The 19,568-nt window shown below is 70.3% G+C and carries 16 protein-coding genes; 2 read left to right on the top strand and 14 right to left on the bottom strand.

Annotated features, from left to right (window positions below; translation table 11 throughout):
- Positions 1-25 precede the first annotated feature (25 nt).
- The 6 genes from HZ992_RS12520 to HZ992_RS12495 form a co-directional block, all read right to left on the bottom strand.
- On the bottom strand, positions 26-652 hold the full coding sequence (locus HZ992_RS12520; protein ID WP_209386950.1) for an HD-GYP domain-containing protein: 627 nt from the start codon (positions 650-652) through the stop codon (positions 26-28).
- A gap of 115 nt (positions 653-767) precedes the next feature.
- A complete protein-coding gene (locus HZ992_RS12515; protein ID WP_209386949.1) occupies positions 768-1,118 on the bottom strand; it encodes a hypothetical protein in 351 nt (116 codons plus the stop codon).
- Positions 1,119-1,150: 32 nt separating this feature from the next.
- Complete coding sequence (locus HZ992_RS12510) at positions 1,151-1,678, bottom strand: hypothetical protein (RefSeq protein WP_209386948.1); 528 nt, start codon at positions 1,676-1,678, stop codon at positions 1,151-1,153.
- A gap of 147 nt (positions 1,679-1,825) precedes the next feature.
- Positions 1,826-4,756 carry an ATP-binding protein gene (locus HZ992_RS12505; protein ID WP_209386947.1) on the bottom strand — a complete coding sequence of 977 codons (2,931 nt, stop codon included), beginning with the start codon at positions 4,754-4,756 and terminating at the stop codon, positions 1,826-1,828.
- Positions 4,757-4,960: 204 nt separating this feature from the next.
- The gene (locus tag HZ992_RS12500) at positions 4,961-5,554 is read right to left on the bottom strand and encodes an HD-GYP domain-containing protein (protein WP_209386946.1); all 594 of its coding nucleotides are present in this window, start codon (positions 5,552-5,554) and stop codon (positions 4,961-4,963) included.
- A gap of 122 nt (positions 5,555-5,676) precedes the next feature.
- Positions 5,677-8,637, bottom strand: a complete 2,961-nt coding sequence (locus HZ992_RS12495) for an ATP-binding protein (RefSeq protein ID WP_209386945.1) — start codon at positions 8,635-8,637, stop codon at positions 5,677-5,679.
- A 246-nt stretch (positions 8,638-8,883) separates the two neighbouring features.
- Here HZ992_RS12495 and HZ992_RS12490 point away from each other — a divergent pair, with 246 nt between their 5' ends.
- Entirely contained in the window at positions 8,884-9,831 is a 948-nt protein-coding gene (locus HZ992_RS12490; protein ID WP_209386944.1) for a DUF535 family protein, read from the top strand.
- Positions 9,832-9,839: 8 nt separating this feature from the next.
- Here the strand turns inward: HZ992_RS12490 and HZ992_RS12485 are convergent, their stop codons facing one another.
- The 7 genes from HZ992_RS12485 to HZ992_RS12455 form a co-directional block, all read right to left on the bottom strand.
- A complete protein-coding gene (locus tag HZ992_RS12485) occupies positions 9,840-11,207 on the bottom strand; it encodes a zinc metalloprotease (RefSeq protein ID WP_209386943.1) in 1,368 nt (455 codons plus the stop codon).
- A gap of 380 nt (positions 11,208-11,587) precedes the next feature.
- Positions 11,588-12,004 (bottom strand): hypothetical protein, encoded by a 417-nt coding sequence (locus tag HZ992_RS12480; RefSeq protein ID WP_209386942.1) that lies wholly within the window; start codon positions 12,002-12,004, stop codon positions 11,588-11,590.
- A 730-nt stretch (positions 12,005-12,734) separates the two neighbouring features.
- Complete coding sequence (gene mrtJ / locus HZ992_RS12475) at positions 12,735-13,187, bottom strand: JDVT-CTERM system glutamic-type intramembrane protease MrtJ (RefSeq protein ID WP_209386941.1); 453 nt, start codon at positions 13,185-13,187, stop codon at positions 12,735-12,737.
- Positions 13,184-13,885, bottom strand: a complete 702-nt coding sequence (locus tag HZ992_RS12470) for a hypothetical protein (RefSeq protein ID WP_209386940.1) — start codon at positions 13,883-13,885, stop codon at positions 13,184-13,186. The genes mrtJ and HZ992_RS12470 overlap by 4 nt, the downstream gene beginning before the upstream one ends.
- Positions 13,886-13,887: 2 nt before the next feature.
- On the bottom strand, positions 13,888-14,868 hold the full coding sequence (locus tag HZ992_RS12465; protein WP_245213448.1) for a lytic polysaccharide monooxygenase: 981 nt from the start codon (positions 14,866-14,868) through the stop codon (positions 13,888-13,890).
- Positions 14,869-15,029: 161 nt separating this feature from the next.
- Positions 15,030-16,712: a protein-disulfide reductase DsbD gene (gene dsbD / locus HZ992_RS12460; RefSeq protein ID WP_245213447.1), complete on the bottom strand. Its 1,683-nt coding sequence runs from the start codon at positions 16,710-16,712 to the stop codon at positions 15,030-15,032.
- 125 nt (positions 16,713-16,837) lie between these two features.
- Positions 16,838-18,307 (bottom strand): hypothetical protein, encoded by a 1,470-nt coding sequence (locus HZ992_RS12455; RefSeq protein ID WP_209386938.1) that lies wholly within the window; start codon positions 18,305-18,307, stop codon positions 16,838-16,840.
- A gap of 137 nt (positions 18,308-18,444) precedes the next feature.
- On the opposite strand from HZ992_RS12455, the gene HZ992_RS12450 reads away from it, so the two are divergent.
- Complete coding sequence (locus HZ992_RS12450; RefSeq protein ID WP_209386937.1) at positions 18,445-18,759, top strand: hypothetical protein; 315 nt, start codon at positions 18,445-18,447, stop codon at positions 18,757-18,759.
- A 57-nt stretch (positions 18,760-18,816) separates the two neighbouring features.
- Here HZ992_RS12450 and HZ992_RS12445 read toward each other — a convergent pair whose 3' ends face one another.
- Positions 18,817-19,470 carry a hypothetical protein gene (locus HZ992_RS12445; RefSeq protein WP_209387318.1) on the bottom strand — a complete coding sequence of 218 codons (654 nt, stop codon included), beginning with the start codon at positions 19,468-19,470 and terminating at the stop codon, positions 18,817-18,819.
- Positions 19,471-19,568 lie beyond the last annotated feature (98 nt).

Raw genomic sequence — 19,568 nt, 5'->3', positions numbered from 1 at the left:
GAAGTTGCACGCCCGGGCACGCGGCTCAGCGTGTGTCAGCGAAGGCTTCGTCCGCCGGGGTCCAGCAACCGGCCACGTTGGACTCAATGGCCAGGAAGGCGTCGACGCAGCCCGGATCGAAGTGCCGGCCTCGCTGGTCGAGGATATAGGTAAGCGTGACGTCGTGCGACCAGGCCGGCTTGTACGGCCGGCGCGTGCGCAGCGCGTCGAACACGTCGGCCAGTGCGACGATGCGCGCACACACCGGAATCTCCTTGCCGAGCAGGCCATAAGGATAGCCGGATCCGTCCCAGCGCTCGTGGTGCAGAAGGGCCACTATCGACGCCAAGTTCGAGCTGTCCGCCGGGTTCGCTGGCGCATTGTCCAACAGGACTGCGCCGTAGCGCGTGTGCTGCTGCACGCAGGCCATCTCCATCGGCGTCAGGGAGCGCGGGCTGTCCAGGATGTCGCGGGGCACGAAGTGCTTGCCGACGTCATGCGTAGCCGCCGCTTCGGCGATGGCGCGCGTCGAGGCCATCCCGACGCCGAGCTCCACGCACAACTGCGACACCAGCACGGCGACCCGGCGACCGTGGCTAATGAGTTCGGGGTCGAGCCTGGGCCACGCCACGGCGCCGGGCTCGTCGGCCCACCCTGAACTGATCGGCACCATCCGTGCGGGTCTGTGGAAGCCACCGGATCCAGGACTCGGTTCCATGCGTTTCTCCATTCGGCGTCGTGGCGTCAAGCATCCGTGCATCGGCGTTTGAAAGACGTGGCGGCCGCCGTCATATCCAGTCGGATGGCTGCGTGTCGGCGAACGCGGGTGAGGGCTCCGCACGCGGTGCCGGGTCCGTCGCGAAGGCAGGGCGCGGCGTCGGCGGCAGCGGCACGCAGGGCACATGCAGCGGCTTCGAAACAAGCGATTGCCGTTGCCGCAGAGTCTCGACCTGCAATCGCGCCATCGCCAGGTCGCGGTGCGCCTGCTGTGCGCGCGATTCGGCTTCGATGCGGGCGCGCAGGTGCCGTTCGATCTCTGCCGCCGAACGCGCGCGGCAGCGCCGGTTTGTCAGCAGGTGGGACGCCAAAACGCCGATGCCAAACGCCGCTGCCGCATACCAGCTCGATTCGATCCACATGCTCTAGCCTCCTGTTCCAGCTCTAGTGCGGCTCAGCGACGCGAAGCGACCGCGGCGCGTCGCTCGAGCTCGGCCTGCTCGTACTGTGCGAACGGCACCTCACGCACCTCGATCGCATCACCGTCGGACCGCGGCGAGGCGCCGCGTGCGCGGTTCGCGGCGGGGCGGGCGGGCGTCGCCGCTCGCCTGTGCATGCCGTGGCGGTGCTGCCAGTCGAGGATGGCGTCAATGACGTCGGACAGCATCCACGGCGCGAGAATCGTGCGCGGGGTCAGCACGAGGTCGAGCTCGCGGGCGGCGCGCGCGAGCCGGCGAGGGTCCTCGAACGCCAGGCGGCGCACGCCGCGCGGCAAGGTGCGCTCGAGCCAGGCGAGGTGGCGCCACACCGCGCGCGATTGCGGGTGATGGTTCAGCAGCCGGGTGAGGCCGACGCTGATGACGTCCCATTCGTAGCGGGTGAGGTGCCGCACGCGGGCCGGCAGGAACAGCGCGCGGATGGCCTGCGTCCAGCGCGCCAGCAGGCCGCGGCGGCGGCGGTGTCCACAGGTCTTGCGCGGCACCGGCCCGCATTGCGTTCGCGTGTTCATGTGCTGCGGTCCAACGACGCCGTCGTGTTGAGGGCTGCACCGCATCGTAGGCAGCCGACGTTTGAACAGCGTCGCAGCACCGTGGCGGCCGCGCGGTGCGGACCGCCTTGCCGGGGTCGATCAGACGCTGCCCGTGAGCCCCGGCGCGGCGGCGCGTGGCGTGCGGCGGACGAACTCCTCGATCTCGATAGCCAGGTCGAGCAGCGCCGGCTCGATCGGGCCCGGATCGGGCAAGGCTTCGTGCGTGGTGTCGTGGGCCTGCGACTCGGCGCCCGTCAGGGCGATGCCGTCGGTGTCCGCGAGGGCGCTTCGCCAGTGCTGCAGGAGTTCGTAGAAGGCCACGACGACTTGCTCCGACCATTTCCGGGCGGGGATGCGCAGCAGGTCGAGGATCTGCCGGGCCGCACCGATCGTGTCGTGCCGGTGCAGGCGGATCTGCGCTTCCAGGCACAGCAGCATCGCGCGGTTGGACTGGTCCGCGCAGGTCTGCATCGCGACCTTGGCCTCCTCGAGCAATGCGGCGGCCGGGTCGACGCGACCGCCGAGCAGCTCGAGGCTCGCCATGCGCACTAGCACGTCCTTGCGCCCGCCCATCAGGCGCCAGCGCGCGGCCATCTCGCGCACCGCGGCGAACAGCTCGTAGGCGCGCGCCCAGTCGGACATGCGTTCACGGATCTCGCCCTCGGCGAAATCCACAATCATCTGTGTGCGCGGGCAGACCTCGGGATTCGAGCGCAGGATCAGCCGGGCCTGCGCCAGCTGCCGCAGCGCGTCGGCGTGTCGGTCGAGCTTGCCCAGCGCGGCGGCCGACACCGACAGCGCGATCGACTCCAGCCGAGCCTCGGCATTGCGCTGCGCGCGCCGCGTCGCCATGCCCAGGTAGCGCAGCGCCTCCTCGAGGCGGCCGGCCGCGGTCAGCGCCTGGCCCCAGTTGACGAGGATTGCGATGCGGCAGCGCACCGAGCCCGCGCGAGCACCGGCGCGCCAGCCGTCGTGGGTCAGTCGCTCGAAGTCCTCCCACGAACCGCCGTGTCGCAGCCATTCGAGCTGCGACACGTAGGCGAGCTTCGTGTGCAGGCGGGGCTGCGCGGTTGGCGACGACGCGATGGCCGTGCGAGTTTGCTGCAGCACCTCGGCGAAGTCGCCCAGGCGACCGAGGTCGAACGACAGATTGCGCAAGGGCACGACGATCTTCTCGACCACCTCGATCAGGCCCATGTGCAGGGCCCATTGCCAAGCCACGATACCGTGGATCCAGTCGCGGTCCAGCTGCTTGCACTGGCGTTCCACGCACAGCCGGTCGTGGTCACTGTACGTGGCGAACAGGTTGCCGTAGTACCGCGCATAGCGGGCGTGCACGCTCTGCGGCTGCTGCAGCTTGTCGATCGCGAACAGGCGGATTGCGGCGTGCACGCCGAACCGGCCATGTTCGTCCATGTAGAGCAGCGACTTGTCGGCCAGCGCGCCCAGCACAGCCAGCGGAGCGTCGGCCACGGCCGAGGCGGCGCAGGGGTCGAACGGCGCCTCGAAGACGGACAGGCGTGCGAGGATCTGGCGCTCGCCGTCGGTTAGCAGTCGCCAGGAGCGCTCGAACGAAGCTTGCAGGCCCTGGCCGCGATCGGCGCGGCCGGCACTCAGCGAGGGCAGGTTGCTTTCCACCGCATCGCACATCGCGCCGATCGGCAGCACGTGCGCCCAGCCGGCGAGCATCTGCAAGGCCAGAGGGTGACCTTCGACAAGCCGCACCAGGCGCACGAGTTGCCGGGCTTCGGCGCGCAGGTTGATGTCGCGCCGCGTGCGGATCGCGAAGGCCGAGAACAGCGCGACGGCGTCGCTGGCGAGGATGGCATCCGCGTCGAGTTCGTCCTCGTCGGGCGTCGGCAGCCCGCCCACCGGGTAGACCTGGCCGCAGGTTTCCATGCGGTGCCGCGAGATGAGCATGATCTTCAGCCGCGGGCAGCGGATCAGCAGGCAGCCGATCACTTCGTCCAGCCCGGCGAGGTGCTCCACGCCGTCGAGGAAGAGGAAGGCCGGGTCGCTCCTCAGCCGCAGCGCGACGCGCTCCAGCGGCGGCGTGCTGCCGGCCACGTCGACGCCCACCGACTCGGCGATCGCCGCAGCGGCGTTGTCGATCGAGGCCACGCTGGACAGGTCGGCCCAGTAACGTGGCCGCGCGCCGAGGGCCGCGTCGACAGCATCGAAAACGTGGCGCGCGAGCTTGGACTTGCCCACGCCGCCCGGGCCGGTCAGCGTCAGCAGCCGGCAGTCGTCGGAGCCGAGGTAGGCGAGCACCTCGCGGGTTTCGAGCCGGCGCCCGACGAGCGGCTCGGCCAGCGTGGCCGCGCGCCCGGCGATGCGCGGCCGTGCCGGCGGCGTGTTCGCCGACGCCTCGCCCCGAGGCGGCGCCATGGACTCGTCGACGAGGCGCTGCAGGCGCGTGGAGGGCTCCACGTCGAGGTCGGTGCGCAGGCGCTGCATGTATTCCTCGTGGATCTGGCGCGCCTTCTGGATGTGCCCGCGGTTCAGAAGCGAATCGACGAGCTGGGTGACGACGTCCTCGTTGTAGGGCTCGCGCTCGAGCAGGCGCTGCGCCAGGCGCAGGCCCTCGTCGGCATCCATGCCGACCTCGGCGATGCGCGCGCGGATCGCGGCCGACCATCGCTCGCGATGCCGGCTGCGCTCGAAGACCAGCCACTCCAGGTAGGCGGCCGTGGCGCGAACCTCGACGCCTTCGAGCAGGTCGCCGTCGCCCACGTCAATGGCCTGCTTCCAGTCCCCCGCAGCCTCGGAGCGGGCCAGGTGCGCGATGTCGGACGGGATGCTCCAGCGCACGCACTCGCCGGCGAACTCGAGCCGCGCGAAGGCGCGCTCGCGCAGCGTCCGGTACAGGAGGTTGCGCACGTTGCTGCGCGCCTCGTGCGCCTGGCGCTCCGGCCAGAACAGCGAAGCGAGCCGCTCGCGCGGAACCCAGTCGGCGCTGAAGGCCAGGAACATGAGCAGTTGACCCATCCGGTCGCCGACGATCGGCACGCCGTCGGTGCCGACGAACAAGCAGGGTGTCCCGATCAACCTGATCCGGCTCGAGTTCGCGTCCGCGTCTGTCATTGTTCTGAGGTCATCCGTGTCAGGGAGTCTCGGGATTCGATCCCGCCGCCGCTGCGGATGATCCTTGGGAATCGTTTGAAAAGTGTTTTGCTGCCCCGCGAGCGCCGTCTGGGCAATCAGCCCATAGTCTCGCGGTGCCGAGCCAGGCCGTCAGCCGGTCATTCGGTACAGGCCCGCTTCGTCGCGCAGCAGGCGACCGATGCCGCCTGCCAGGGCCTCGACACAGTCGGGATCGAACGCGGAGCCGCTGCGCCCGCGAAGCGATTCCAGCGCACGCAGCACAGCCTCCGCGTACAGCGCGTCCTCGGCGGCGACCAGGTGGTCGTAGGCATCGGCCACGGCGACGATGCGCACGGCCAACGGGATCTGGTGGCGCCGCAGGCCGAGCGGGCGGCCGGTGCCGTCCCAGCATTCGTGCAGGCCGAGCGCGACTTGCACTGAGACGAGCTGCTGTGTGGGGTCCCGGAACGGCATCTCCATCAGCAGGGCCGCGCCGAGCGAGGCGCTCTGCCAGCCAAGGAGCGCGAGCCTGGTCGCGAACTCGCCGACGTCGTGCGTGAGCGCCGCGAACGCCGTGCGAGCTCGCACCGTGCTGGATGTGCCGAGCCCGATGCAGATCAGACTCGCCACCCAGGCGGCGCGCAGCGCATGGCGTGAGGCGCCATTGGTCAGGTTCGGGCAGGGCCGCAGCAGTTCGCGTTGCTGCGGCGTCAGCCCGAGCACGGCAGAGATCAGAGCCGACATGGTCAAGCGGGGTTTTGGCCGTTCGAACGAAGCGCCGCGTGCGCTTCGCTGCTGGCCCATGCAACCGTTGAGGCGTTGGCGCCAATCTAGCGATCCCTGCGTTTGGCTCGCGTTTGGAACCGCTAACCGGAGGCGACCGGCGTCTGCGCGGCCCCGCCGAACGGCGCTGGCAGGGCGCTGTCGTCCAGGTCCTGGCGGAGCTGCGCTATGAGTGCGAGCCGGTCCTCGTCGTCGGGTTGCGCGGAGCTGGGCAGAGCCAGCGTCCTGAACTGGATCTCGACCGTCCGTGCCATGCGCTCGGCTTGCCGCACCAGGGCCGGCTCGGATGGGGCTCGCGCTGCGGCGCCGGCGAACGCGAGCGCGCGCGACAGCTGGCCGCGTTCGCGATGCCAGAGCGCCCCCAGGAACACGAGCCAAGCGGCGTTCGGGCCCTGGCTCATCGACGCGTCGTCCACCAGGGCTATCAGCCGGGCAGTCGCCGGCGCCATGTCGGCACGCAGAATCGCGAGCTGGGCGTGCAGCAGCTCGAGGCGCTGGGCCACGCCCTCCGACCAGCCCTTGGCCAGCCAGTCCTCCGCCTGGCCCAGGTGCGCCTCGGCGTCGGGCAGCATGCCGGTTTCGAGCTCGACCGAAGCGGCCAGCAGCAGCATCGAGCCGAGCGCGCCCTGGGTCTTCCATTGTTTGGCCAGTCGCAGGCGTTCGACCAAGGTGTGGCGCGCCGCGTCCATGTCGCCGAGCCGGGCCAGCACCTCGGCCTCGGCCGCCAGCAGCATGAGTTCGAGGAAGGGCCGCGGCTGGATCTCGTCGAGCAGCCGGCGTGCCATCCGGCACACCGACCAGGCGGAACCCGAGATCTGCTGCCAGTCAGAGCGGGTCACCTGCAGGGTGAGGAAGTAGATCTGGTCGGGCACGCGCCGGTGCCGCTGCGTGCGCCGCAACGCGAGCGCGACGTACCGGCCGGCCGCAACGCGGTCACCCTCCAGCATCGCACCCAGCGCTGCGAAGCCCAGGGCTTCGAGCGTGCCCGTGATCGAGCGGGCTTTCGTCGCGACTTCGAGCGCAGCCATGGCCACGCGCCGCATCTCGGCCGGCCCGGTGCGGGCCTGCATGATCATCCGGATGCGCTGCACCTGATCCGAGCAGTTCGCCGGCAGGCTGCACCAGGATTCGATGATCTGATGCACTGCATTGCCGAGCGACTGCATCACGTCGCCGCGGCCCTGGCCCTCGGCGAGCTCGAACAGGCCGTACAGGAGCTGGCCCGCCAGCGCCGCGTCGCGGTTCGCGAACGCCCAGTCCCAGGCCGCCAGAGCGTTGGTCCACTCACGGTCGAGTCCGTCGTTGGCGCGTGCCAGCAGAACCAGGTCGATGTGGTCCAGCGTGGCGAAGATCCGCCCGTAGTAGGCGGCGTGGCGGCGCCGGCCGTCGGCCGGGTCGTCCAGGTGCTGCGCCGCGAACGAGCGGACCGAGGAATGCAGCGAGAAGCGCGCGTGCGGCTCGGGCTGCACGAGCGACTTGTCCACGAGTGCTCGCAGCAGCATCAACGGCACGCCCGCCGCCCCCCAGGCCGCAGCGGCGTCGAACGATGTCGGGAAGCAGGTCAGCCGCGGCAGGGCGCCACGCTCGGCATCGCTGAGCAGCGTCCACGAGCGGGCGAAGCTGGCGTTCAGCGCCGCCTGCGCTGCGTCGGCGCCGCCGCCCAGCGCGGCGAACGAGCGTTCGCGGTCGAGGGCTTCGACCTGCTGCTCGGTCAGGTCTGCCGCGCAACTGGCCATCAGCGCGATCGTCAGCGGATGCCCCTGCGCGAAGCGTGCCACGCTGGCGGCCACGCGCACGCCTGTGCCCGGGCCGTTGCGTACGTGGCCGGCGGCACAGCAGTGCAGGTAAAGCCGCACGCTGTCGCAGGCGGTCAGCACGCCGGCATCGGACTCCTGCGCGTCCGGGATCGGCAGGCCGTCGACCTGGAAGCGCCATTCGGCATCAACTTCCAGCGCATGCCGCGAGGTGGCGACGATGCGCAGCCGAGTACAGCCCTCCAGCAGCGTCTGCAGCACATCGCCGAGCCCGCCGATCTGCTCGACGTTGTCGAGGTAGAGCCGCAGCGGCGTCTCGCGCAAGGCGGTGCACAGCACGGCGAGCGGCTCGGCGCCACCCGGGATGCGCAGTCCGAGGGCCTGCGCGATCATCGTGAGCGCATCCGGCACGGCGGCGGCGGGCAACAGGTCGACCCAGACCGCCCTGACACGACCGGCGGCGAGTTCGCCGTTGAACAAGTGCCGGGCCAGCGTGGTCTTGCCCACACCGCCGGGGCCGAGCAGCGTGACGAGGCGGGCCTGGCCATCGTCGAGCAGGCCGTTCAGGTCCATCAGTTCGAGGCGCCGGCCGACGATCGCCGGGCCGTCCGCGGCGTCGACCTGCGCCGCATCGGCATGGCTGCCGTTCAGGCCGGCGACGAACTCGCGCAGCTTCGACGACGGCGGTACGCCGCTGGCCTGGAAGGCACGCTGCGCGAACGCGGCGAAGCGCACGGGAATCTCGCTCGACCGGCCGAGCGCTGCGAGGGCCTTGAAGGCCGCATGCTCGAAGTCCTCGTTGGCCGGCTCGCGCAGCAGGGCCGCGTCGACGAGGGCCAGCCGTTCCGCGGGCTCCAGCGCGTCAGTCTCCGAGGCCATCAGGACGGCGTCGCGCCAGGCCTGCAGCAGCCGGCTGCGCTCGAACGCGAGCCAAGCCCGGAAGGGTTCGCTGGCGCCGGCCTCGAGGCCCGCGAGCAGTTCCAGCGCGGGCTGGTGCACGACGTGGTGCCAATCGCGGCAGCGCACCATCTCGTGGAAGTGGGCGAGGTCGGTCGATGCGGTGCAGCGGATCGACCGGCCGAGCGACTCGACGCCTTCGCACCGCGGCAGCTGCAGCAGCTTGTGGATCAGGTTACGCACGTTCCCGCGCGACACCGGCGCCGGGCTGTCCGGCCAGAATAGAGCGGCGAGTTCGTCGCGGCTGACCCAGTCCTGCCGCACGGCCAGGAAGCCGTACATGCGCGCCAGCTGACCTGTGAATGCCGCGGTGTCCACGCCGAAGTCGGGCACGCCAATGAGCCGCACGCGGAACGGGCGAACGCCCTTCGCGTGCGCGGCGGCATCGCGTGCGGCTGCAGGGGTTCCGGCCCGACTCATACAGTTGATGGCGACGCTTCGGTCACGAGCGTAGCGATAAGCCGCGACCGCGTCCGGCCGCCGAGCCGACGGCGCTGAACCGTCTGTGACGGATTCGACACGGGACTGAGACGCTGCACGACCGATGCTCTCCCCAAGCGACGACCGGAGTGTAGCCAGTTGACTAGCAACGCATTCGAGTGGAGCTGGCGCCAGTTCGACGAACTGGACGACGGCGCGGGCGGCCTGTTCGGCACTTGGCGGCGGCGATGCAAGTTCATGGTCCGCAGCCTGTGGCTCGCGGATTTCCATCGCACGAACCATGCCGTGCTGCACCTGTACGCGCCCAGGCTCGCCGCGCGCGACCCTTGGTCCACGAGCCGGGTGATCCGCCCGTACCTGCGGCGCGGCCTGTCGGTACGCGGCCGGATGCGCGCCGTCGCCGAACACTACGCGTGGATGTGGGCCCAGGTGCGCCGGTCGGTTTGCGAGGCGCTCTACGAAGGTGACGCGATCGAACTCTGGGGCGGCCTCGAGGCGGCTCGGCTCGTGCTCCGCGCCGCCGGGCCTCAAGGGCGCGAAGGCGAACTCGCCATCGATCTGCTCTGGCGCGGCGAGCGTGTGCTCAGCTGCGCGTTCAGCGTCGTCGAGGCCTCCATCGCCGCCGGTGCCGCCGTGCCCCACGACGGGCCGGCCTGCGTGGTCGGCGCGATCCAGGGTGGCCGCAACGCGTTGACTGCTCTTCGCGAACTCGGGCACGCCGGCCATCGACTTCAGCCGACCGCACTCATGGTCGCGGCGGTGCAAGGCCTGGCCGGCGGCTGGGGCATCGGCACCGTGCTGGTCGTCGCGCGCGCCGCTCATGTCTACAGCAGCTACCGCTCGAACCGCCGGCGCGTCGGGCTCGACTACGACCTGCTGTGGCAGCTGGCGCATGCGCGCCCGCACAGCGCGCATTACTGGCGCCTGCCCGTCACGCCAGAGCTGCGCAGCGAGGCCGAGGTCGCGTCGCGGCGCCGCGCCCAGCATCGCCGCCGCTGCGCACTGCGACTGGCCGTGTTCGACGCGGTACGCGATGCCACCGCCGCCCTGATCAAGGTTCCGGCGCCGGTGCGCGCGCGTGGCTGAGCGGCGCTTCACGGCCGATGCCACAGGCTGCGCCCATCCAGCCGCAGTTCGACGGTTTTGCCGACCCAGTCGAGGCGTTCGCCGGGATCGACGCGGATCAGGCCCGGTTTTCCCGATCCGTCGAGCGTGACGTGCACCTGCACCGGCCGCTCGATCCCATCCACCACGAGCGTGGCATCGCGGCGTCCGGCGGCGGGCAGCGCGCCGTCTTCGGCCACCCACAGGGCGGTGCCGGTGCGGTTGAAGTAGATGGCCAGGAGGCGGTTCGAGGCGCCGGCGGTCTGTGCCACGCGCGCGGCGGACTGCGCCGACGCGCGGCCGGCAGAGGCCACGAGCGCGTTGATGTCCCGGATGCGCTCAGCCCAGGCCTTGTACGTGTAGGCGCTCACCCAATAGAGCTGCGTGTAGCTCATTACGTCGAAGAAGTTGTTGTCAGGACCGTTGTCGACACGGCTCTGGTTCTTGTTCTTCGGATCGAAGGCGTCGGACGGCGAGGCCGTGGTCGTCGGCGGGATGATCTTATGGCCGATGTCGTTGCCGCTCCACCACGGGTGCGGCCCGCCGCGCAGCGCGAAGCCGTACTGCGGCCGGCCGCCGTAGTCGCTGGCGGCGATGGGCGTGTAGCCCTGGTCGTCGAAGGTGTGATCGCGTCCCAGGTTGTGGCCGAGCTCGTGCACGACGTTTACGGGCACGCCGCCGGGCCAGTAGCCGAGCCAGTTCAGCCGCGCGCCGGCGTCCGCGCTGGCCGGCACTAGGCCGTAGCCGCCGATGTTCTGCGACAGGTGGCCCTGGTAGAACCATTCCGGGCCGCGCTGCTCGCTGCGCGCGAGTTCGGCGAGCTTGGCCATCACGTCGCCGTCGTCGCAGCCGGCGGGGGCGATGACGTGGTCCGAGAAGACGATCTGGAGATCGTTGACCGGTAGCAGGTTGTACACGTTGTTCGTGATGCGGTCGCGCAAATCCGTGTCGAACACCGGGGCCTCGTGCACCGACTTGTCCTTGCAGTCCACCGTGCGCACCGGGACCATCACGATGCGCACCGTCATCGGGTCCGGCCAGGCCTGCAACGCCCGCATCGCGCTGCCCTCGGGGTAGCGCAGCACGAGCGCGCCCGCGCCCGCCGCCGCCGCGGGTTCGCGCAGTTCCAGCGCGAACGAGGTGTCGGCGGTGACGGCCTCGGCCGGGACGATGAACGAGATCGCGCCGTCCAGGCGCTCGAGTCCGTCGGTCGTCGGTGCGCGTGAGGTCGCGAACACCCGCGGTGCGGCCGTGCCCTGGCTCAGCAGCAGACGCGCTTCCAGCGTGCGCCGGACGAAGGTGCGGCTCATGTCGAACGTGGCCTGCACCAGCATCGACCGGCGGGAGATCAGCGGCACGGCGCGATCCGAGGCCGCCACCCATTGGCCGGCTCGCACGAGCTCGGTGGTGACGCCCTGACTGAACCAGAGGTTGCGGACCGCGATGGCGGCATTGGACGAGGGCGCGGGTGCTGGGGCAGGGCTCGGCAACGGCGAGGGTGCAGGCACAGGTGCAGGTGCAGGTGCAGGTGCAGGTGCAGGTGCTGGTGCTGGTGCTGGTGCTGGTGCTGGTGCTGGTGCTGGTGCTGGTGCGGTCGACACCGGCGCGTCAGCACTGCTTCCCGAGCCGCCGCATGCGGCGAGCGTCGCCGCCAGCAGCAGGCCAACGAAGGCGTCGGGACTCATTGGGACTAGCGCAACTAGGTTGTGTTTCATTGCTTGCAGTTCGCGGATGGATATCAGTGCGTCCTCATCCGCCAGAGACCCTGGTCCAGGCACGAGACATAGAGGAGGTGGTGGTCGCGGTCATAGTCGGTGGTGCATGCGGTGAAGCTCTTGTGCGAGCCGGGCATGTCTATCCAATGCAGGCCGTCGCTGGCGGGCGAGCTTCTGAAGCCGCTCGATGTCGAGAGGTAGCGGTCGGTGTGCCTCCCCGGGACGTACTGGCCCCAGGTGCCGGTGTCCGGCACCAGTTCCCACCTGAAGCCGTCGTCCTTGCCGCGCCACAAGCCGTTCGCGGTCCCGAGGTACCAGTAGCCGTTCTTGGCCTGGTAGGGGTTGCCGGACGAACGCCCGCCCGCCGCGTCGCTGGTGATGGATTTCCAGCTTTGTCCGCCGTGTTGGTGAGCTCGACGCCGTTGTTGGCGATGATCCAAGAGTTTCCGCGCAGCATCCACACCTTCATTCGGCCGAGCCACGGCGGCGTACTGTCACGCTCCGTCCAGTTCTTGCCGCCGTCCTTGCCTTCGTGGAAGCAGCCGTTGTCGTCCGACCAGAACGCGCCGCAGTTCGAGTGCCAATCCATCAGCAGGTGCTGGGAATCGTTTGGGTCAATGTGCACGCTGCTGACGAAACCCGGGCTGCTGGAGGGAGTGATGTCATCCCAATCAACACCGCCATTTGTCGACTTGAACAGGCCCAGCTTGTGGTAGCCGCTGTTGATGGACATCACCTGCGAGTTCGTGGGATCGATGGCAGATGTCCAGTTGCGTCCGCCGTCGATCGCATCGCCGCTTCTGCCCGTGTTGATGTGCGTCCAGCTTGAGCCACAGTCCGCTGTCTTCCACAGGCCTTTGCTGTGGCCGTCGTTAAAGCTGTCTGTGCCCGGATACAGAGTGCCGGCGTGTTGCGGGTCGAGGCCGAAGCCAGCGGGCCGATAGAACGCGCCGTTGGCATTGACCAGCGGCGTTATCGCCGCAGGTGTCGCCTCTTCCCACTTTCCTACGGGGCCGAGGGCATCGCATGCGCCAACCGTGTGAGGTGCTGGTGCCGATGCCGGGGCGGTGGGCTCACCCGCGCTACCGCTCGATCCTCCGCAGGCTACAGGGGCGGCGCTGACGGATGCAGCGAGCAGCGTGGGGAACGGAGGTGGGCGCAGGTGGTGAATCACGATGGGCTCTCAGCCACCAATTTGGCAAAGGCGAGATTCGGGCCGCCGGCAAACCAAATCAGGTTGAACGCGGCATGCAGCAGCGCACACGGCGCGAGGCGGCCCAGTCGGCGATAGACGGCGCCGATCGGCAGCGCCGGCAGCGCCGTCGCCCAGGCCCAGGGCCCAGGGTTCAGGACGGCATGCGCCGCGCCGAAGGCGATGGCGGTGAGGATCACAGGCACGGCTCCCCCCAGCCGCGGCAGGCAGCGCTGCAGCGCGTCTTGCAGCCCGAGCCGGAAGACGATCTCCTCGAGCCACGGGCTGCAGACGATGACGAGCCACGTGTGCATGGTGTTGCCGAGCACCGCCAAGGCCGCGCCGAGCACGACCACGTGCAGTGCCGCGTCGAGCGGCACAACGCGCACTGGCCGCGCCCGTGCCGCGGCGGGCGTGCGGTCCTCGGTCACGGACGGCCGGCGGCGGCGATCCAGATCGGCTGGGTCTTCTGGATCAGAGCCTCGTGGCCGCGCACGGTGGCGGTGACCACCACCTGGTGCATCCCCGACGAGCCGCCCTGCAGCGGCACGCGCAGCACGCGGCCGCCGGCGTCGAGCGCTGCGTTCGCCTGGCCGCGCAGGCGGCCCTGGGCATCGAACACGCTGACCGTGGCATTCAGGTTGCCCACCGCGGTCAGCCCGACCTCGACCTCGCCCCGATGCGCATCGCTGCGCACGCCGCTGACCTGCACGTCGGCGAGCGGATCTGGCACGGCCTTCTGCACGTCGATCTCGACGCGTACCAGGCCGCTGTTCGGTGCCGCCGAGACTTGCATCGATCCGGCCGGGCGATCGTCGCCCGCGGGTGCCGGTGCGAGGCGGAGCAGGCCGTGGCGTTCCGCGTTCACGCGCGCGGCGAGCAACTGCGGCCACTGGCCACGCTGGCCGTGCGCCGGCTCGTGGATCTGCAGCCGCGAGCTCAGCTCCGGGCGTTCGCCCGACGCGTCGAACACGCGTGTGCGGACGGTGTCGCCCGCTTGTAGATCGACGCTCGCGTAGATCGCGCCGCAGGCGTGCCAGCCGTCTGCCGGCGGTGCCGCGTGCGCGGAGATGGATGCTGCCGCACCGAGTGCGGCCAGAAGGGTCAACGAAGGGGTGCGTGTGCACATGGTCAGGTCTCCACGGAGTTGTCGGAACGAGTTGCCTCGGCCTTGCGGCGGCGCCAGACGGCGAAGGCCGCCAGCATCGCCATGCCGCCGAGCGCCGGGTCGACGGGCGCATCGCCCGAGGTGACCAGGGTGCAGCCGCCGGCCTTGGAGTTCGTGTTCACCGCGGGCGCGGGGGCCGGTGCGGCGGTCGGTGGCAGTGCTGGAGCGGGTGCAGGTGCAGGTGCAGGTGCAGGTGCAGGTGCAGGTGCAGGTGCAGGTGCCGGAGCCGGAGCCGGAGCCGGAGCCGGAGCAGGTGCCGGAGCAGGCGCCGGAGCAGGTGCCGGAGCAGGCGCCGGAGCAGGCGCCGGAGCAGGCGCAGGTGCCGGAGCAGGTGCTGAGGTCCCGCCAAAATCGGCGTCGATGACCTGGTAGAAGCTGTTGGCCGTGTCGCCCACCTCCCACACTGCGAGGATCACGTGGTAGCCCGAGCGCGCCGGCGCCGTGCAGTGGTGGGTGGCCGGGTTTGGTGCGGGCTGCATCATCCCGTCGATGGTGCAGAAGGGCGTCGTGTCGAAGGACGCGCGGGCGAGTTGCGAGTTCGGATTCCAGTCCGGCCGGGTGATGTAGTAGCGGTAGTTGCGCGTGATGTGCGGCGCGGTAAAGGTCCACTTGAAGTCGACCGGGCCAGCCGTCAGCGGGCGGCGTTCCCAGCGTGTCGAGGTTTGCGCGTCGAGCTGACTGAATTGCGTCTGGTTCGCGCTGGCGATGTGGCCGTCCGGCGGCCCCCCCTGCGGGAAGCCCGACGGTGCCTCGAGGCTCTGTGGCTCGTACTGGACCGGCCCGCAACCTGTGTTGACGCGGCTGTTGCACAGCGCCGACCGCGAGGCCGGTGCGCTGACCCAGCCGTGGGCGTGTGCCCCCGTCGCTGCCACGAGCAGGCCGCATGCCAGCGCCAGGGGGGCCTGGCGCACACGACGTGGCGCCTTCATCCGAGATCTCTTCATCGCTTGTTCCTCTCGAGTTGTGATGCGAAGGCCGGTGCGGCCTGCGCCGTCACGGGTCTTGCAGGGAGGTTAGGGGGCCGGGCTGTTCGCGTCTGCATGCATCGCCCGTCATGCTGTTGGGGAAGTCCAAGGCACGTAAGCGGATGCAGCGGCGGGCGCCGCTAGAGGCCCATCTGGTCGAGCGCCCGCGCGAACTCCTGGGCGGAGTGCAGGCCTATCATGCGAAGGTCCGCGCGCTCGCGCCCGGCGGCGTCGAAGAACACCACCCCTGGTGGGCCGTAGAGGCCGAAGCGGCGCATCAGCGCACGTTGCGCCGGCGCGTTGGCTGTCACGTCGGCGCCGAGGGTGAGGGCGCGCGGCAGGCGCGCGGCGATCTGCGGATCGGCGTAGACCGTGTGCTCCAGCTCCTTGCATGACACGCACCAGTCGGCATGGAAGGTCAGCACCACGGGCCGGCCCGCCGAGCGCAGCATCGTGTCGAGTTCGTCCGGGCCGGCGACGTTGCGCAACGCCGGGCTTGCGTTCGCCGCAGAAATCGGGGCGTCGCGCAGCGCCGCGAGCGGCCGCAGCGGATCGGTCGCGCCGGCGCCGGCGCCGACGAGCTGCAGCGACCCGAGCACGAGCGCCGCGAACCCGGCCGCGCGGCGGAACGGCTGCGCGGGGTGCTCTGGCCTTGGCGGGTCGAACGGGTTAAGCATGAAGCCGACGACCAGCAGCAGCGCACCCCACGCCGCCACGCCGGCCGACGCGCCCAGGGCCGGCTGGACCGTCCACACCGCAAGCGCGAGCAGCAGCACCGCGAAGAGGCGCTTGACCGACACCATCCACGGGCCGGCGCGTGGCAGCAGCGCGCCGGCCGAGGCGCCGAGCAGCAGAAGCGGCACACTCATTCCGGCGGCCAGCGCGAACAGCGCGCTGCCGCCGAGCGCGACGTCGTGCGTGCGGCCGATGAACACGAGGGCGCCGGCCAGCGGCGCGCTCACGCACGGGCTGACCACCAGCGCCGACAGCGCCCCCATCGCAAAGACGCCCGCGGCGCGGCCGCCCGGCAGGCGGCCGGCGGCGGCGTGTAGACCCGCGGTCCAGCCGGCGGGCAGCTGCAGCTCGAAGGAGCCGAGCAACGCCAGCGCGAACACGGTCAGCAGCAGGCCGAAGGACAGCAGGATCCACGGCTGCTGGAGGTGCGCCGCGAGTCCCTCCCCGGCCAGGCCGGCGGCGACGCCGGCGGCCGTGTAGACCAGCGCCATGCCCAGCGAGTAGCTCGCCGCCAGGGTCAGCCCGCGCGTCCGCGTGGCCGTGCCGCTGCCGACGATGATGGAGGACAGGATCGGCAGCATCGGCAGCACGCAGGGCGTCAGCGACAGCAGCACGCCCATGACGAAGAAGCCCGCGACCACCCAGCCGAAGCGGCCGCTGGCGAGCAGCTGCTCCGCGGAGCCCGGCGCCTTGGCCGGGGCCTCGTCGGCGGCCGAGCCCGGCTGCACCGACCCGTCGCCGCCGAAGCCAGCCAGGCCGACCTGCAGGCTGCGAGTCATCGGCGCGTAACACAGGCCTTCGTCGGCGCAACCCTGCCAGCCGATGTCGAGCGTGAAGCGCGCGGCCGCCCGCTTGACCGGCAGGCGCACGCGCAGTTCGCCGCGGTAGGTCTCGAGCGACTTCTGGAAATTGCTGTCGTACTTGACCTGTCCGCTCGGCAGCTCGGCGCTGCCGAGCGTGGCGCTCTGTGCGGCCCAGCTGATGCGGTCGCGGTAGAGGTAGTGGCCCGGTGCGATGCGAAAGCGCAGCTCAATCGAGCGGTCGTCGGCCGGCTGCGCAGACACCGCGAAGGCATCGTCAGGGTCCAAGGGGACGGCCGCGACAGCGCCGCCCGCATGCAAGGACCCGACGATCACCGCCAAGACGGCGATCGCGCCACGCAGCAGAGCCGAGCCGCACCCGGGCCAGGAGGCGATGTGGAAGTGTTTCATCTTCAGTTGTCGGCGACTGCCGAGCAAAGGGCCGACTTGGCGGGGCTGAGAAAGCCCTGGGCGACACGCTCCCAGCCGCCGATCACGGAGGGATGGTGGCGTTCGGCTTGCAGCACCTCACCCGTAACGCCGACCAACTGCACGAGTCGCTCGCGCAGATCCTCGAGCATGTTGGTCTGGCGCAGTCCGTACTGGTGCTGGTCGGTCAGTCGGCTCAGCGCGTCGCGCACCGCCGGCATCTCGCGTGCCAGATCGTTGATCACCAGCAGCTGCGTCGTGTGGTGGGTGTCGGAGTTCGAGTTGAAGTAGCCGACGCCCTTCGTCGGATCGACCTCGTCGGCGCGGTTCTGCACCTGCAGCTGAGTGACCGGATCGGCGATGCCGAGCGCCTTCAACACAGCGGGCAGGTCGTAGCGGGTCTGGCCCGCCGCCGCCATCGCGGTACGGAAGCGGACCCAGCCCGGGCGTGCGTCGGTTCGGAATGCGGCGTCGCAGTCCGCCAGCACCAGTCCGGCCTTCAGCGTCGGGTAGTTCGAGTGCGAGCGGATGCGCCGATAGACGCCGGTGGCGACAGCCTGCGACAGCTCCAGCGTGATGTTGAAGTTCGTGTAACCGTAGTCGCGGAACGGCAGGTAGAACGAGTCCTTGTCACCAGCGTACGCGTACATCGGCAGCACGCGGAAGCGATCCGACGTGGCCTGCGTGGCATGGATGCGGCGCATGCTTTGGAGCTGGGTCAGCGTCATGCCGTCGCCGTCGTTGCCGAACATGCCCGGCCACTGGTTGTATTCCTTCCAGATCGGCCGGGGCTGTGCACCGTGGCAGGCCGCGCAGGCCGACCCGTCGGCCTGGTTCGTGGTGACGTTGATGGCCTTGAAGTTCCAAGTTCCGTCGGCCAGCAGTTCGCCCACCTCGATGTGCTCGCGGGTCGGGCTGTCCGGGTCGGTGGCGATGCCCATCAGCAGACGGCTACCGCCGCCGAACAGGATGATGCGAGGATTGGTCACGCTCGCGGTCTGCAGCGACCGGCTCTTCTCGACCAGCGTGTAGCTGGCGCGCATGAAGGGCGGCAGTGCCTCCATCAGCGTCTTCACGTCGCGCACGTTGTTCTGCGCCAGGAAGCGCTGGATGCCCGCGATCGACAGGTCGTCGATCAGGCGCTGTGCGCCGTTCCCGACCGCGCCCTGCATCAGCTCTCGGCCGCTGGGGTCCGCCAGGCTGGCGCTGCCTGCGAGTTCGAGCCACTGCGCGTGGCTCAGCGCACGACCGTCGGACTCGCTGGTGCGCAGCGTCTTCTGGCCGAAGCCCGTTCGCGCGTCGATGTCGAGCGTGGCCATCGTGGCGGCGGGCATGGCCCGCGAACGCACGACCAGCTTCAGGCTCGTGGTCCCCCTGGCGTACCCGTCGGTGAGCACACGGGCCGACACCCGGACGTCGCCACCGCCGAGGTCTTCGAAGGAGACCCGTCCCATGCCGTTACGTGGATCGGCAGCGCCGATGTAGAAGCTCGCGATCTGCTCGGGGGCGACCGGTTGCCACTCGGCGATCCCGAACCGGCTGTCGGTCGGTCGGGGTTCCGGCCCGACCGGTCCGAAGCCCGAGGGCATCGATGCGACGGGTGTGGGTGCAGGTGCAGGTGCAGGTGCAGGTGCAGGTGCAGGAGCAGGAGCAGGAGCAGGAGCAGGAGCAGGAGCAGGAGCAGGAGCAGGAGCAGGAGCAGGAGCAGGGGCAGGAGCAGGAGCAGGGGCAGGAGCAGGGGCAGGGGCAGGGCCAGGAGCGGTTGCAGGCGTTGTTGCCGGTGCCTGCGCAGTGGACGTCTCAGGTGCGGTGCTGCTCGTCTCGTGCGATGCGCCGCCGCAGGCCGCGAGCAGCGACAGGAGGACAAGCGCGGGCAGCCGATGCTGGGCGAGGGGCTGGGACATGAAGGGACCTCGTTCGATGAGAAGGGATCGACCGGTTCGGTGCCGGTCGTGCGTGAGTGCTACTGCGGGCGGCCGGACTTGCCGATGGCGCCGTAGAGATCGCCGTATCGGGTGCCGTGGACGGCCGCGTAGCCGTCCAGGTTCAACAGATCCGGGTAGGCCAGAGGCTTGCCGTCGATCTCGCTATTCACGATGGCGACGTCGACCCGGCCGGTGCGCCGCACGACCTCGCCGTGAACGGCGACGTTGCCGCCCTGCGCGTTGTTGTGGATGTGGAAGTCGTACACGCCGGCTTCGTCGACAGTGAAGTCGAGTTCGACCACGGCGTGCGTGCTGCCGTCGCTGCGGCGCTCGAAGCGGACCACGCCGGTCTTCGACGCATCGCTCGAACTGACGATGCGGTAGCTCGTTTTCTCGATGACCGCGCCGCCTGTCGCGGCCGCCGGTGCGGGTGCCGGTGCCGGCGCAGGTGCCGGCGCAGGTGCCGGCGCAGGTGCAGGTGCAGGTGCAGGTGCAGGTGCAGGTGCAGGTGCAGGTGCAGGTGCAGGTGCAGGTGCAGGTGCAGGTGCAGGTGCAGGTGCAGCGCGCGGGGCCCGCGGATCGGCGGCCACGTCCGATCCGCCGCATCCGGGCAGCGCCAGGACAGCGGCCGCGAGCATGCAAACGGCGCGGCCGGCGGGCCGGCGGGGTTTCACACGGGCATCGTTGTTCACATCGCTTCCTCGTCGTTTGAACTCGGCGCGAGCGTCGCAGCCGCCTGCCGGTCGCGGCTGTCATCCTTGTGGCGGCATGCAAGCGCCGCATGCGCGCA

It is taken from the genome of Rhizobacter sp. AJA081-3 (assembly GCF_017795745.1).
Taxonomy (GTDB): domain Bacteria; phylum Pseudomonadota; class Gammaproteobacteria; order Burkholderiales; family Burkholderiaceae_C; genus Piscinibacter.
This window is presented reverse-complemented; position numbering and strand designations above follow the sequence as displayed.

Coding starts and splice junctions, on each gene's coding strand:
- HZ992_RS12515 (WP_209386949.1), bottom strand. CDS start 1,118: ATGTGGATCGAATCGAGCTGGTATGCGGCAGCGGCGTTTGGCATCGGC.
- HZ992_RS12500 (WP_209386946.1), bottom strand. CDS start 5,554: ATGTCGGCTCTGATCTCTGCCGTGCTCGGGCTGACGCCGCAGCAACGC.
- HZ992_RS12465 (WP_245213448.1), bottom strand. CDS start 14,868: ATGAAGAGATCTCGGATGAAGGCGCCACGTCGTGTGCGCCAGGCCCCC.
- HZ992_RS12520 (WP_209386950.1), bottom strand. CDS start 652: ATGGTGCCGATCAGTTCAGGGTGGGCCGACGAGCCCGGCGCCGTGGCG.
- HZ992_RS12455 (WP_209386938.1), bottom strand. CDS start 18,307: ATGGGACGGGTCTCCTTCGAAGACCTCGGCGGTGGCGACGTCCGGGTG.
- HZ992_RS12470 (WP_209386940.1), bottom strand. CDS start 13,885: ATGTGCACACGCACCCCTTCGTTGACCCTTCTGGCCGCACTCGGTGCG.
- HZ992_RS12450 (WP_209386937.1), top strand. CDS start 18,445: ATGCGACGGGTGTGGGTGCAGGTGCAGGTGCAGGTGCAGGTGCAGGTG.